Source organism: Bacillus ndiopicus (assembly GCF_000612805.1).
Lineage (GTDB): Bacteria > Bacillota > Bacilli > Bacillales_A > Planococcaceae > Metasolibacillus > Metasolibacillus ndiopicus.
On the sequence record NZ_HG964406.1, the window covers coordinates 217,503 to 232,635 of the forward strand.

At 35.7% G+C, this 15,133-nt stretch carries 15 protein-coding genes, 1 pseudogene and 1 riboswitch; of the genes and pseudogenes, 7 read left to right on the top strand and 9 right to left on the bottom strand.

The window, feature by feature from the left end; translation table 11 throughout:
• Positions 1-53: 53 nt before the first annotated feature.
• On the bottom strand, positions 54-1,091 hold the full coding sequence (locus tag TY13_RS12440; RefSeq protein WP_042476419.1) for a lactonase family protein: 1,038 nt from the start codon (positions 1,089-1,091) through the stop codon (positions 54-56).
• A gap of 111 nt (positions 1,092-1,202) precedes the next feature.
• On the opposite strand from TY13_RS12440, the gene TY13_RS12445 reads away from it, so the two are divergent.
• Together TY13_RS12445 and TY13_RS12450 are read left to right on the top strand one after the other, a co-directional pair.
• Complete coding sequence (locus TY13_RS12445; protein ID WP_042476422.1) at positions 1,203-2,123, top strand: AraC family transcriptional regulator; 921 nt, start codon at positions 1,203-1,205, stop codon at positions 2,121-2,123.
• 86 nt (positions 2,124-2,209) lie between these two features.
• Positions 2,210-2,449 (top strand): hypothetical protein, encoded by a 240-nt coding sequence (locus TY13_RS12450; protein ID WP_042476426.1) that lies wholly within the window; start codon positions 2,210-2,212, stop codon positions 2,447-2,449.
• A gap of 18 nt (positions 2,450-2,467) precedes the next feature.
• On the opposite strand, the gene phnX is transcribed toward TY13_RS12450, so the two are convergent.
• The 4 genes from phnX to TY13_RS12470 form a co-directional block, all read right to left on the bottom strand.
• A complete protein-coding gene (phnX, locus tag TY13_RS12455; RefSeq protein WP_052344328.1) occupies positions 2,468-3,142 on the bottom strand; it encodes a phosphonoacetaldehyde hydrolase in 675 nt (224 codons plus the stop codon).
• Between the two features lie 102 nt (positions 3,143-3,244).
• On the bottom strand, positions 3,245-3,982 hold the full coding sequence (locus TY13_RS12460) for a cyclase family protein (protein WP_042476430.1): 738 nt from the start codon (positions 3,980-3,982) through the stop codon (positions 3,245-3,247).
• Between the two features lie 78 nt (positions 3,983-4,060).
• Positions 4,061-4,164: riboswitch (SAM riboswitch) on the bottom strand.
• Positions 4,165-4,219: 55 nt separating this feature from the next.
• The gene (locus TY13_RS12465) at positions 4,220-5,359 is read right to left on the bottom strand and encodes a hypothetical protein (protein ID WP_042476432.1); all 1,140 of its coding nucleotides are present in this window, start codon (positions 5,357-5,359) and stop codon (positions 4,220-4,222) included.
• Positions 5,346-5,864 carry an RNA polymerase sigma factor gene (locus TY13_RS12470; protein ID WP_042476435.1) on the bottom strand — a complete coding sequence of 173 codons (519 nt, stop codon included), beginning with the start codon at positions 5,862-5,864 and terminating at the stop codon, positions 5,346-5,348. The genes TY13_RS12465 and TY13_RS12470 overlap by 14 nt, the downstream gene beginning before the upstream one ends.
• A gap of 86 nt (positions 5,865-5,950) precedes the next feature.
• Here TY13_RS12470 and TY13_RS12475 point away from each other — a divergent pair, with 86 nt between their 5' ends.
• The 4 genes from TY13_RS12475 (at position 5,951) to TY13_RS12490 (ending at position 10,163) form a co-directional block, all read left to right on the top strand.
• On the top strand, positions 5,951-6,628 hold the full coding sequence (locus TY13_RS12475; RefSeq protein WP_042476437.1) for a response regulator transcription factor: 678 nt from the start codon (positions 5,951-5,953) through the stop codon (positions 6,626-6,628).
• Positions 6,600-7,535, top strand: coding sequence for a sensor histidine kinase (locus tag TY13_RS12480; protein WP_042476440.1), 936 nt, complete (start codon positions 6,600-6,602; stop codon positions 7,533-7,535). Before TY13_RS12475 ends, TY13_RS12480 begins: the two co-directional genes overlap by 29 nt.
• 67 nt (positions 7,536-7,602) lie before the next feature.
• Complete coding sequence (locus TY13_RS12485) at positions 7,603-8,355, top strand: ABC transporter ATP-binding protein (protein ID WP_230199436.1); 753 nt, start codon at positions 7,603-7,605, stop codon at positions 8,353-8,355.
• A complete protein-coding gene (locus tag TY13_RS12490; protein ID WP_042476443.1) occupies positions 8,352-10,163 on the top strand; it encodes an FtsX-like permease family protein in 1,812 nt (603 codons plus the stop codon). Before TY13_RS12485 ends, TY13_RS12490 begins: the two co-directional genes overlap by 4 nt.
• A 366-nt stretch (positions 10,164-10,529) precedes the next feature.
• Here the strand turns inward: TY13_RS12490 and TY13_RS12495 are convergent, their stop codons facing one another.
• From TY13_RS12495 to TY13_RS21055, 4 genes and pseudogenes are all read right to left on the bottom strand, one after another.
• Complete coding sequence (locus tag TY13_RS12495; RefSeq protein WP_042476447.1) at positions 10,530-10,733, bottom strand: hypothetical protein; 204 nt, start codon at positions 10,731-10,733, stop codon at positions 10,530-10,532.
• Positions 10,734-10,820: 87 nt separating this feature from the next.
• On the bottom strand, positions 10,821-11,873 hold the full coding sequence (locus tag TY13_RS12500; protein WP_042476450.1) for a Cfr family 23S rRNA (adenine(2503)-C(8))-methyltransferase: 1,053 nt from the start codon (positions 11,871-11,873) through the stop codon (positions 10,821-10,823).
• Positions 11,874-12,026: 153 nt separating this feature from the next.
• The gene (locus tag TY13_RS20890; RefSeq protein WP_195891694.1) at positions 12,027-12,188 is read right to left on the bottom strand and encodes a hypothetical protein; all 162 of its coding nucleotides are present in this window, start codon (positions 12,186-12,188) and stop codon (positions 12,027-12,029) included.
• Positions 12,189-12,415: 227 nt separating this feature from the next.
• Positions 12,416-13,198: pseudogene (locus tag TY13_RS21055) on the bottom strand (IS3 family transposase); the annotation flags it as partial.
• Between the two features lie 237 nt (positions 13,199-13,435).
• On the opposite strand from TY13_RS21055, the gene TY13_RS12510 reads away from it, so the two are divergent.
• The gene (locus TY13_RS12510; RefSeq protein ID WP_154661602.1) at positions 13,436-15,043 is read left to right on the top strand and encodes a hypothetical protein; all 1,608 of its coding nucleotides are present in this window, start codon (positions 13,436-13,438) and stop codon (positions 15,041-15,043) included.
• Positions 15,044-15,133 lie beyond the last annotated feature (90 nt).

A 15,133-nucleotide genomic window follows, 5' to 3' on the forward strand; every position in this document is an offset into this window, starting at 1 on the left:
AGGCTAACGTGCCGCTTTTTGGACAATCCCTATTTACTAAATGGCCGAATACCTCACTTTATTACCTTTAGACATACAGGTTTTTCTATGGCATATTCTGTGTTTTGTAATTCCAACAAACCGCTATCATTCATTTTCACAAGTGTAATTTTATTGGAATTTTGGTTACCAATCATAATCAATTCTTCTGAGATAACTGAGAAGTTCCGGGGTGTTTCTCCTCCTGTTTGTATATAGTGACTCCACGTTAATTGTCCTCGCTCAGAAATAGTAAATACGGCGATACTATCATGCCCTCTATTTGATGTGAATAAGTATTTACCTGAAGGTGATACATGGATATCTGCACCTGTGCTTTCAGCTGAAAAATCTTTAGGTAATGTGGAAATCGATTGAATAAGCTTGAATGTTTGCTCACTTTCATCGAATTGTAATACATCTACTGTTGAGCTTAATTCACTTAAGACGTAAACGAGCTTATGTTCTTTATGAAAAGCGACATGGCGCGGGCCGCTTCCTAATGGCATTTGAAAAGTATTAATGTGCGTTAGCATACCGTCTTTTGTAGTCAAATATAAGGTAATCGTATCGCAGCCTAAATCTTGTACGATTTTAAAATCTGACGCAAAGGGCAAAATTTCAATTGAATGTGCGTGCGCAGCCTCTTGTCGTTCCTTATTGATGCTACTTCCCGTATGCTGAAGCACTTGCTTGCAAGGCTCAATTTCGAACTGTTCATTTACTGCAAAAACCGCGATTGAACCAGATACATAATTGGTTACATATAACGCCCTTTTATCAGCATCATATAGTACATAGCACGGTGCAGCACCATGAGTAGATTGGCGGCTTAACTCTATTAATTGTTGCTGCTTGCTGTCATAGCGATAACTACACACATAACCATCATCTTCTTCACTTACAGCAAAAATATATGATTGGTAGACAGCGATAAAAGAAGGCGAATTAATGCCTTTGATTGCTGTTTTGTGCTGTATTTCCACTGACTGTGTATCTAAAGTGATTATTTCTAGCGCTTTAGTATCCGCTTTTTGATATGTGCCGATTATTAAATCTATCGTATTTTTCATTGTGCCCACCAGCCCTTTTATGTTTATTATTAATGATAAACCATTCATCGTAAAATTTCTTATGCTTTCTCTCTCTTGATATGATTAAATTCGAAAGGAAGTGAATTCAGGTTGAAAAATATTTCGAGCATAGAATTTCATATCGGAAGTAAGGAGGAACGACTACCAAATTACGCACCCGATTTTCCATATATTGCATCACGTGTTGAATTGGATCAATTTATAGGACGTTCTGTTCCTTGGCATTGGCATAAGCCTGTAGAATTATTTTATGTAGAAAGCGGTGTACTGGAGTATTATACGCCAAAAGGCAAGACCATATTTCCAGCTGGCTCAGGTGGAATGATTAATTCCAATGTACTCCATAGAACAAGCGCGCAAAGCGAATTAGACAAAAACGTTCAGCTATTGCATATTTTTGATACTTCTTTTATAGGAGGCCAACAAGGAAGTCGGATAGAGCAAAAATATATAACACCCATTATCGCGGCTCCACAAATAGAAGTCATCGCTCTATCTCCAGACGATTTAGCACAATCACAGTTGTTAAATACAATCCGAGAATCCTTTCATCTATCTGTAAACGAGCTTGGCTATGAAATAAAACTGAATTCCGTACTATCGGATATATGGTTTCAAATTTTTAATATTGCTCTTCCACTGTTAGATAAAATGGGTAGCTACGATAAATCGAATGACAAGATAAAGCTAATGATGATCTATATACATGAGCATTACGCTGAAAAGATTTCCGTTACAAATATTGCCGCTGCTGCTTTTTGTAGTGAACGTGAATGCTTTCGAATATTCCATGCTTGTCTGAATATGACCCCTATCGAATATGTTCGAAGCTACCGTTTGCAAATGGCTTGTTATATGCTAGCTAAAGGCAACGAATCAATTACCTTTATTAGTCAAGCTTGCGGCCTTGGAAGTAGCAGCTACTTTGGTAAAACCTTCCGTGAATATATAGGCTGTACACCATTAGAATATCGCCGAAAATGGCAGGATAATGATATAAATCGGCAGTAATAAAATATTTCATATTGAAAAAACACACTATAATGATACTACAAAGGTGATAGCTGTCACCTACATTATAGAGTGGAGGGTATGCAATGTTGAAATTGGATATCTTTAAAAATATCAATGGCTTTTTACGAGCGGTAAATGAATGTGAAGGACCTGTTCATTTGCTACGTGCGGATGGAGGCAAAGAAAATATCAACAAGCAATACGGAATTCAAAATGAATTAGTGAAAAAATATATGGAAAATAAAAATTGTCTACGTGTTTCGCTGGATATTCCAAAGCCAAAAGATTATCTAAGTATTGTTTCCTATTATATTGGTGAATAGCCTGCTTGAGCCCTAAATTTAATAGGGCTCTTTTGAATACGGTTTTTTCCCCTCAGCAATAAGTCCGTTAATTTTTTCAATTAATGGCGGAAGCTCACTCATTGAGCGTATCGTGAAATCTGCACCGTTCTGAAAATATGTCTGCTTTATTTTAGTAATTCGTTGTTCTTTTTCGTGTTCGGATAAGGCATGAAACTCAGTTAAGCTTAGGCTCATTTCCGAGCTGCCAATAACAACACCGACTGCCCACACGCCAGCATTCACTGCTTCCTTTATATCTGAGATTGTATCGCCTACTTTAACGACCTTCCATGTGGCAGTTAACTTTAATTTTTCGATATTTCGATAAATCATATATGGATATGGTCGCTCAAACGAATTCGTATTATCAGGTGTTACGTAATAATCTGGTGCATAACCCTTTGCCTTAGCATTTGGCACCACAACATCCATCATCGATTGTGTATAGCCTGTTGTAGAGCCAATTTTTAAACCTTGCTCTCTTAATTTTTCAACCGTTTCAATTACTTCTGAGATTGGCTCTGTGTATTCAGATAAGGTAGTTATTAAAGATGGCTCAAATTCTGTATAAAACTTTTCAACAGCAGCCTCATTCCATTGACGCTGAAATTTTTGTTCCCATAGCGCAGCAGATGTTTGAAAACGAAAAACGCATGATATCAAAATTTCCAACTTGATGTCATGCGCCTCACTCTGCTCAATCTTGCGAGCGAAAATTATATTTTAATGAGCGAACTTACGATTCTTGCGAGCGAATCATTGCTTTTTAACTTATTAAGGCAAAATTGCAAATGAACGCACTGGGAATCCCGATGCTTTTTCAGGCTTTGGTACGATATTAAAAATAACCGCACCCTTTGCTGGAAGCTGATCTAAATTTGTTAATAGCTCAATTTGATACGTATCTTGCTCAAGCACGAAATATTCACCTTCTAGCTTACCGTTTTTACGGAAATCCGCAGCGGAGTCCGTATCGAATGTTTCATGTCCTACCGCGCTAACTTTGCGCTCTTTAAATAAAAACTGTAGCGCCTCAAAGCCCCAGCCAGGAATATGATTATTTCCTTCCTCATCCTTGTTATTAAACGCCTCCTTATCAGGCCAACGCTTACTCCAATCCGTGCGCAGCGCAACAAATGTACCCGCCTCAATCTCACCATGCTCAGCCTCAAATGCTAAAATATCCTGTACACTTAAAGCGAAATCATTATTATCCTCCGCCTCCTTGGATTTATCAATAACAACAAGCGGTAATACAAGCTCCTTTAAATCCAATTCATCTAAATAGCGCGTATCACGCACAAAATGAATCGGCGGATCGATATGCGTCCCGTATTGACCTGGGAATGAAAATTGCTGAGCGAAAAAGCCATCCTCATGTGAAAACAGCGTTTCAAACTTTGCATCCTCAAACATGAAAAAATGCGGAGAATCCGGCCCAAAGGTATGCGTTAAATCCACCCATTTCTTCTTTTTTAACAATTCAATCGCCTGCAATAAATCATCTGTCATTGTGCATCCCTGCTTTCTGTAAAATGTAAAAAAAGCCCTCTTTTTATAAAGAGAGCTTCGATTCCTACTAATCGTTTACGCTCATCTTTAAGGCTGTCGCCTATTGGATTTAGCACCATACTGCAAGCAGCTGGTTGCTGAGATGTCATCGGGCCAAATCCCTCAATCTCTCTTGATAAGCTATGAAATTATTTTCATTTTAGCATATACCTTCTTATCCTACAAGTTTTATATGGTTTAAATTTTCTTCTTATCCTTTACAAAAAGAACGACTCCATAAATAATAAGAGCAAGTGATAAAACCCACCCTATTGGTAAGGTCAACATCAGCATAGCGACACCTGCAAAGCCATCCCCTTCATACGATGCAACTGTCATTGCGATAACCCAACTCACTAATGGGGTAATAATAAATAAAGAGCTAATGCCAAATGTCATTACTTTTATTTTTTTACTTTTACGTCTTACAATGTAGTAAAGTGCTGCTATAAAAATTAACACAAATGTACTTACAGCAATTAGTTTAGCTTGCAGCGAAGAGCCCCATTTTTTTTCATACTTCTTCATAAAATCAAGCTGTTGGATTGTATTATGGAGGATAAAATCCTTAACAAACGCAATCATTTCCTCTTCGTTCACAGCACCTGAATAGCCGATATGATAGATGATTCCGTTATAATACGTGTAAAACTCATCCGCTGCTGTTGCAATAAGATGAATGCGATTTCTTTCCTTATCATAGCCGTAGTACCTATACACTAATGCACTGTCCGTTGTTCTTGTTAATAAAAAAAGTGGTATTTCGTCTGCTAATTCAAGCATGGTTATTTTATTACCAACCGTATCGCTTTCTACATTTTGTAATTCCTCATGAAATAATGGATTCATAAAATCCTTTGCCATGGAAATATTTAAAAATGTCTCGCCACTTTTAAAGTGAAGTTGTAACTCTGTGTGCATTGCATCTTGTACTGCAATCACTTCGCCATCATTAGCATGAAATGGCTTTGGTAGCTGCGACAGCGATAAACCATTCGCCCTTAAAAATTCACTCAGTGACACAGGCTTATAGTAGGTTAATTGCCGTAAATCTTGCTGATCAAATGGCTTAAAAAACTCGCTATATGCAACTCCTTCACCGCGCGTCTTTTCAAAAACATTATACAATAGCTGCTCGGAGGAAGAACGATTCACTATCTTAGAGGGACTCGCTATATTCACAATAAAAAATAAAACGGCTACACTGACGAGTATAGTTAAAATAGGAATAAGGCGATTTTTCTTTTGGCTCTTATACATATTCGCCTTCACATAGCGTCGAATATTGTCCTCATGCTTTTTCGTATCTTTTAGCTCCTTTAATCTAAAACTCGCCATCCTTTAACACCTCCCATTCCGTCTCGTGTAAGTTCTTTTTCAATTGCTCTCGCCCTTTGACAAGACGCGATTTTACTGTGCTTTCTGCTAATTGTAATAGCTCCGCAGTTTCTCTCACTGTAAAGCCCTCTAAATAATAATGCGCAATTACTTCACGCTGCTTGATAGGCAAGCCTAAAATCGCCTCGCTAATCATTTGCTCCTCATCCCGTACAACTAACTTATCAATCGGCGTTACATTCTTTTTGGAGAACCATTTTTCTTGAAGCAACAGCTTTTGATAATGCCAGCTCTTTAAATAATCCTTCGCTCGATTGACTGTCATTTTTATTAAATAACGCTGTGCCGCCTCCCCTTCTAGCGCTACTCCCTTGTGAAAATATTTAATAAAAACATCTTGAACAATATCCTCTGCTGTATGTAAATTTTTTGTATAATAATAAGCAAGTCGAAATAATAGCGCACTATGCTCCTTCATTAAGGTATCGATTTTCTCCTCATTCATCTCTTCACTCCTCTCTATTTAGATAACGATGCAAATGAGCAGTTGGTCGAAAATATCAAAATAATATTTTTATTCGAGGTGAAACTATGACAAAAATTGCAATCGTTGAAGATGATATAATGCTAAAAAAGTATATAAAGGAATATTTAGAAGCAGACCATTACACCGTTTACCTAATTGATGAGCTTGGTGATGTGCTGACACAAATTGAAGAACTTCAGCCTGACTTAATTTTATTGGACATTAACTTGCCGCAATATGATGGCTTTTTCTATACAAAAATCCTACGTAAGCGTATGGCAACACCTTTGATTATTTTATCGGCAAGAAGCGATGAATCTGAGCAAATTCGTGGTATTACGCAAGGGGCGGATGATTATATAACGAAGCCCTTTAGCATGGGGATTTTGCTTGCTAAAATTGAGGCGGTACTACGCAGAGCAACACCTCAAACGGCACAATTTACAATTGATAACCTCATTTTAAACTGTGACAAAATGGTGCTCTCCTACAATGCAAAAGAGGTAGAGCTAAGTAAAAATGAATTTAAATTAATGAAAGTATTTATGCAAAAGCCTAACACCGTTATAACGAGAGAGGATTTACTATCAGAGCTTTGGGATGATGGGCATTTTGTTGATGATAATACACTTTCAGTTAATATGACTCGCTTAAAGCAGCGGTTAAAGGACTTACATATTATTGATGCATTTGTAACGAAAAGAGGGATAGGCTATGTTTTTACACCGCCTATGGCAGGATAGTAAATGGTTTATTTTGCTTTATTTCGCGAATACAGCATTACTTACACTTTATTTTTATCTATATGGGACATTTCATGAAGCTTGGTATCCCTTTGTTTTAAGTAGCTTTTTGTTAGTCATTGCGCTTGTTATACGGGCGATTAAACTCCTACAATTCGAACAGGACGTAGCAAGCGCTAAAGCAGGCATGATAGTAGAAAATCCTCAACTGGCGATTCAAGCTTTGCAGGAGGTTCACCATAAATATCGTAATGATTTGAATCAGCAAAGTTTACAAACCGAAGAGCAGCTCGCCATCCTTTCACAATGGATTCATAATTTAAAGGTTTCGGTAAATGTAATTCAGTTAGCTAGTGATAGTCAAAACCCACAAGCGAAAGAGGATATTATTAGAGAAAATGGGCAAATGGCACATAATTTAGAGCAATGCTTACAAATGCTGCGCCTTGCTGACTTTGCACAGGATTATGTCGCAAAGCAAACAAGCCTACAAACGGTGCTTGATGCTGTGCTAAAGGAAAATAAAACGCTCTTTATTTATGAAGGAGTTTTCCCAAAAGTTTCTCTAACAGAGGAAGTCATTTATACAGATGAAAAGTGGTGTAAATTTTTGATTACACAGCTTCTGACGAATGCGGTCAAATATAGTGAAAAGGGACAGACTATTACGATTTACAATGAGGGCAAACGCCTTTATATCAAGGATAAAGGAATCGGTATTTCGAAAGAGGATTTACCACGCATCTTTGAACCCTTTTTTACAGGACACAACGGGCGACGTCATCATAACTCCTCTGGTATCGGATTATTTTTGGCAAAGCAGATTGCTGATAAATTGCATCATCAGCTCCACATTACATCAGAAAATGGCACGATTGCTATGTTATCTTTCGAAATTGAAAGATAAGGTCACGAAATTCAATAGGTGTAAGTGAGACTTTGCGATAAGCTAAATGCGAAAGGAGTTAATAATTATGATTTCAGTCAAACAACTAACTAAGCATTACCAAGCCTTTCGTGGCGCAGCAATCGTCAAAGCGGTGGATGGTATTTCATTAACTATCGAAGCAGGAGAATTTATTGGCATTATGGGACCTTCAGGCTCGGGAAAAACGACCCTTTTAAATATGCTTGCAGGAATTGAGCCTGTTACAGCAGGAGAAATTACGATTGCGAACACCGACATTACAAAGCTATCAAAAGATCGAATGGCCCAATTCCGCAGAGGACATGTCGGCTATATTTTTCAGGATTTTAATTTACTAGACAGCATCTCCGTCAAAGAAAATATTGGGCTACCACTTATTTTAGATCGAAGAAACCCTAAAATAGTCGAGCAAAAAACACAGGAACTAATGGAATACTTAAATATTGCAGAAATAGCCGGAAATGCACCTGCGCAAATTTCGGGTGGCCAAAAGCAGCGCGTGGCAGCGGCACGAGCCTTGATTACAGAGCCTGCTGTTATTTTTGCAGACGAGCCAACAGGAAACTTAGACTCCAAGTCAGCAAATGATTTAATGTTGATGCTTCAGCGCTTAAATGATGAACGACAAAATACAATTGTTATGGTAACACATGACGCCTTTACTGCTTCATTCTGTAAAAAAATCATTTTTATTAAAGATGGCAAGGTGGAAATGACCATTGTATCAAACGGCGACCGCCTGCAATTTTTTGATCGAATTTTAGAGGCTCAAAGTGCTATTGGTGGTGCGGTACGATGAACTTTCAAAGCATAATGAAGAAAAACATGCTATTTCATGCACGCAAATATGTCTCAATTTACTTTGTCTACGCGCTAATTGTTATGCTGCTCTTTTTATTTGCTAGCTTACTGTATAACCAAGCAGTCATTACAGCACTAGAACCAACGCCTTTTTATCAAAACTTACAGCTTGCGCTCGTTATGATTGCCGCATTTTCAGCAATTTTTATTACCTATGCCACGATATCCTTTCTTAAATATCGAGGTCAGGAATTTGGCACCTATATTACATTAGGTATGACATCAAAACAGCTCCTGCGCCTACTTAGCTTTGAGCAAGCCATTATTACAGGCATCTCATTAATAACAGGCCTATTATCAGGCATTGTACTTGGCAAGCTATTTTATTTAGGCTTCCAGCAATTTGTGCGTATTCCCAAATTAACATTTCAATTGAATGTACAATCTTTTGGCATCACAATCGCTATATTTTTAACTATTATCATCGTAACCTTTTTCCTTAGCGCCATTTATATAAAGCGTGTATCACTCGTCCAATTAATTCGCGCTAAAATGCTAAAGGACACAACAAAGGGCAGCTATTTATTAGGGCTGACGAGCATCATTTTATTTATCGCAAGCTTATGGGCAATTCCATATGCAATGGAAAATAGACAAGAAATATTACTAAAGATAGCTATCGCCTTCACTTTAATCACGCCATATTTCATTATCGGTGCGGGTATTTTAGTTGTAAAACGGTTATTGGAGAAATTCCCTTCTGTTTACCAACGCCATGTCCTGACACTTTCTAATGTCACACATCGCCTACGCGCCTTCCAAACAACGCTATATCTTGTCATGATTATGCTAGGAGGCTCCATTGTCTTTATAGGTCTTGCCTATACACTGTACGCAACAACAGAAGAAATAAACGATTTAAGCAATCCATACTCCTATATGTACATCACATCAGACGAATGGCAGGGACTCGATGAACAAAGTGAAACCTTTGACTTTGTAATGCAATCACTTACACGACAATTCAACGGTGAATGGCGCAGCCCTGAACAAATCGCTGTTGTCTCAAAAGAACAATACGAAAAATATATGCAAGAAAGCATATCAACACCCGCACTTATTACAAACGAGGCAAATCGCGAGCCATTTATCACACCAATAATGTGGGGCGACAAAGAATTAAAAGATGTCCAGTATATCTCACGGTCTGTCACAAACCTAACGCTCTTTGGCTTTAACTTAACACAAATTCTAGTAGTAGATGACCCAAGCCTCTACCAAGGTGAAGTATTCACTGCACACAAGCTAAAGCAAAATGTAAGCAAAGCCGAAGCACAAGCCTTTGAAGAAAACTTAAAAGAAAAAAATAAAGTCGACGAAATTCCATGGCAATACGCCCCTATTTCCAAGGAAATGGAACTCGAAACAGACTTCCAACGCACAGGCTTAACCCTATTCATCTCAAGCTTCGTCGGCATCCTATTCGTCCTAGCAAGCGGCATCATTCTCTTTTACAAGGTGCTCACTGACCTACCTGCACAAAAAGAGTACATGCAATCTTTGGAACGCATTGGTCTACGTACAAAAGAGAAAAAGAAGCTAATCCGAAATGAATTGAGGATTTTATTCTTTACTCCGTTCTTTTTAAGTGTTGCTATTGGTTCTTATTATTTTTATTTGTTATTTTCTAGCTTTCCCAATATATGGGATTATATGGAGAGGCTTGGAGTTGTGTTGGTTGTGTTTTTTGTAGTTCAGTTTGGGTTTTATTGTTGGAGTCGGGGGAGGTGTGAGGGGGAGGTTTAGGTAGTTAGGAAGTCGGTTCGATGCTCACTGAGTATTATATAATGCAATTCATTTTTCGTAATGTAACCTACTATAGCTAAATATCGAAACTAGTAGATCTGCGTTGATTTGTCCTTACCTTTCTTTTTTCGCAAAGAAGATGTGATACTTACAATTTCATGTTGTGTATTAAACTTTTACTATCCATTTTGATCCCCTTTCGTACGAAGTAGGTTGACTGAACCTAAATTCCATGTACGGCTGGGGTTTTTTCTTATTCATAGCTAGAAGCTCTTTTGAATCCCTTACATAATAAGGTATTTTCAAAAAATACAATAAAAGATCCCTCCTAAAAAATTGGAAGGATCGATTTAATTTCATATTAAATTATAGATAAGTTTCTATTGACGCTGCTTTTCTCAATTCAAGAATAAAGTTTTTATATTGCTCTTCTCGCTTTTCATATTCAAGGATAACACGAATGTATTCCTTTTGCATTTCTCCTTTTTCAGGTGAAATTTGGTATTCACGTTCAATCTCTTCCTTGGATACACTGTTGTCTCCTAACTGATTATCAATAAACCGTTGCATACGCAATTCCTGTAATACTATATCAATAGATTGTTAATAAAAGTCTCTTATGGTACTTCCCACGTTCTAAACATTTTATTCTCACCTTTATTTAGTGTTTTTTTGATAGTTTCCATACAACTGCCCGCAAGCAGCATCTATATCAATTCCAAATTGACTTCTAATGGTAACGTTAATTCCTGCTGACTTTAATTCTTTATAGAAGTTTACAACTTGATTCTCATTTACGTCTTCAAACCTCATTGGTGAACTAACAGTTGGGTTATACCTGATAATGTTCACGTGAAATAAATTACCTTTTTTATATCTACCTCTTAAAAGGTTTACTACTTCTTTTGCATGTTTAATAGAATCATTCACTCCTGGCAATATAATATAAGCAATGTAAACTTTTCTTGAGGTCATTCGTATATGCTCATCCAATGTATCCATTACATCCGATAGTGGGTAGCGTTCATTAATCGGCATTAGCTTGCTTCGCTGCTCATTAAAAGGAGAATGTAATGAAAATGTTAGATTGACCTGTGGATAGTTTTGGGTCATTTTTTTAATGCCTGGAATAATGCCAATTGTTGAAATTGATAATCTACGAGGACTCAAGGCAAACAACTCAGGATTTGTCAGTACTTTTAAAGCATCAAAAACTTGGACATTAGCTAATGCTTCTCCCATTCCCATAAATGAAATACTATCAATTGAATGTCCTTTTAAGTAAAAATACAAAATTTGGTCAGTAATTTCATCTGACGTTAAGTTGCGTTTTAAACCTATATCTCCAGTTGCACAAAATTTACAACCAAAATTACAACCGCACTGCGAGGATATACAAAATGACTCCCAACCAGCTTTATATTTCATATTTACCGTTTCTATTTTTTCGTCTCCTGCAATTCCAAATAAGACTTTTGAAACTTGCTCAGAATGTTGTTCCATTAAAGGAGTCACATCTAAAATAGACTCTCCAAATTCTCTAACTAAATTCTCTCTCAACGATTTAGGAAGTACATTCATTTCATTGAACTTATCTATTTTTTCTTTAAAAATGGCATTCAATATTTGCTTCATTCTAAAATTAGGGTAATTATGTTCCATTAAAAAATCGTTTATTCTTATATACTTATTGTTTTGTTTTAATTGCATCTTTCTCATCCTTCCATATGACTCTCTAGTTTTATAGGAGTAAATAGAAGGGAGTTGTCTATCCCTTTAATTAAAAATAAGCACAAAAAAGGCACCAATAAAATTATCGGTGCCAAACTCAATATAAAAAATATGCTCAAATAAATAGGGACACTAAGTCATTATTTTGTATTTTACTTGGCATAGAGGCGAAGCTCCGATAACTGTTTTTATATGGTTGTATAGCTTAAAAAAGGACAGACTACTCCCTTTGTCCGCTAAACCATTTCCAAGTTTTACATTTTTACCAAAAAGAATTCTAAAAACAGTTAACATTGCTTGCACCTCCCTTCGTCCAATTTATTATCGAGTAATTTAACATAAAATTTAGTATATGTAAAGTGCTTCTTATAAAAGTATATGTAAGGAAATATTCTATTTTTGATATGATAAAGTCCCTAAATGGTTCTTTTAGGGACTTTATTAATATAATTATGGTTTTACCCTCATCTGAATTGAACCCTATTTTGTAGACCGTTTAATAAAAAGCGATGTAGTTGTTCTTACGCTACGATTAGATGACCCTGGTATCTTGCTGGAGTCATCTTTTTTAATGTCCATTTTTTTCTTGTGTTGTTGTAATGGTCCATATATTCCATCATGAGCGCCATGCAACTCAGCTAAACTTTCTGCTTCCTTGTAATCTACTTGATCTTTAAAATGACCAAAGAACGATTACACTGGCGCATTATCGAGGCAGTTTCCTCAACGTGACATTGACCCATTTCTTTCACAAACTGCTGAAACTCTGGCTGTATATAATGAACGCCTTGATAGGAGTGAATCATGGCTTCCGGATGAAGATTGTCGTCTAAATGAGGGTTCAACTTTGCAAGTATCTTATAAACAAGCGACATTTTAAGCATTTACGACAACCCATACGCAACGATTTCTCGAGTTGCGACATCTTTTACGCAGGATAAATAAGCAATTTGGCCACCTTGATAGTAAAGATGCGTAATATCTGTTAAGAATATTTTTCCTAGCTCATCCTGTTTAAATTCACGTTTTAAATGATTCGGAATACCGTGATGCGTTTCCGTTGCTTTCTTTAACTGACGATAGGGATTCTTTTGGCGTATAAATTGAATTTATGCATGAGGCGAAAAATCTCTTTATGGTTCATCGGCGTATCCAGCACATCTACAAGTGCCATATAAAATCCATAATAGCTGATTTTTCTTTTCCTTGATCGTAAATGGCTTTTAATAATATATAATCTGATAGTCCGATTCTTTAAGTAATGCGTGTTTTTCCAAATTTTGAAGCCATTTAAAGTAACCACTTGCTTAGAATCCCTACAAAATTTACATGTTCATTAATGATCTTTAGTTTTATTAAGTGCATATAAATAGATTCTAACTGCATTAGTCGATGATAATTGCCTTTTTATTTGTCTTTTTATTGATTGTATAATAAACAAAATCCCACGTTGGTAAAATAGCAAACCGTAGCCTCGAAAATAATTATCATCCAAAATATTCACATTTTTAGAACAACAGATTCATAGTTATTGCTCTTACATGGGGGAAGGAAATGAATTAGCACAATATAATGATTTGATTAATTTACCGGGTATTCTCCAACGTTGTATCAATCTTGGAATGAACTTCGATGGGAATTATATAATCAGTAAATATTATGAACAATCATTTACTATTCGTCATTACATTTTCGGAGAATCATTAGGTGATATATTCCCTGTAGAATACAGTCATTACATGAAAGATTCAAAAAAACTCTCCACTATTGCTATTGAAGAAATTGTATTAGATGAACTAATTTTTCTTTATGAATATAAGCGTTATGTAGATATCGACTTTTTAATTGATTCTATTTCTGATTCATTACAAGAATGGGGTATAAGGTATACAAAGAGACTGGATAAGCAAATTTACGAATTATGTGGACGTTCTCACATGACTAGAAATATCCACTCTAACTCTTCTAGCTTACAACAAGATTACATTTATGATGAAAATGAAGATCAAGACGAAATAGAATTAGAAAAAATCAAGCAAAATACCTCATCATGGCTATTTGGACCATCAGAAATTTCTTTAGAGGAGCAAGAAATTAATAGACTAATTTCAAATAGCAAATTAAATACAAAAATTAAAGAAGAATTAATTAGCGCTATAGATAATTCACAATATCTATATCTCTCTTTGTTAAATACAAAGGAATCTGTTCTACAACTTCTTAAGGCACTCGAATATACAAATATTTACAAATTACCACAACAAGAGTGTCATGTAAGTATACTTTTCATAAGAGCAATATGTAAAGACGACAAAGATTTAATCACAAAATTAGTTGAGTTTTGTTCGCTATGTGTAAATTTATTTATGTACCAATCTGATGAACCTATTATTAGGAAAAAGGAGTTTTTATCAAGTGAAATATATAAGGAGTTTCTAACAGAGGATAAAGTATTTAAAGAGTTAATTTTTCAAAATCTAATTATTGAAGATAGGAAATGGATACATTTATTACACATTCATGTATACTTGTTTTGTCATGCTTACTTAGCATCTATGGATATTTTAGATGATGAAATTAAAGGTTTGTGGGGAGATAATTTACATCAAATTCAATATAATAAATTCAAAAAAGATGATGCGAAGAGTACTTTCCCCTATTTTGAATATAGATCACATTATTTTAGAGATTTTAATTGGGAGGGTACTATGTATAGAATGCTTAATGAATTAACCCCTAGTACCCTTAATCAAGACTATACTGTACCCATGCTGAAAAAATTTCTAGATTCTTTAGGTAAAGGTAATTATGATGAAAAAATTTTAAACTATTTAAAGGTTATTCAAATGCAGATTGCATACTACAATCAAGATAAAATATATTATACCTCAACTTGTAGCAATGAATTATCTTTAATTGAACATCTTGACCTTGCTGAAACCCCTTATTTTGAGGAGGAGAACCTTTCTATAGAACTAGTAGAGAAGTTAAGCTTAAATGAAGCTGTTTGTAAAAGAGAGTATGAACATTGGGAAATCAATCTTTATAATCTAGAAAATTCGGATTTACTAAAGGAATTAGATTTTTATGATAGTATTTTAAATTTTATTTTACAAGTAGAGTCAACTTATTTGTCATTAACTCGTTGAAATTTTCTTCACAATATTAATTCTGTTAGGTACCATGTTTAAATTTCATAGAACATGGTACCTATGTTAATTTAATTACTAATAATCTCC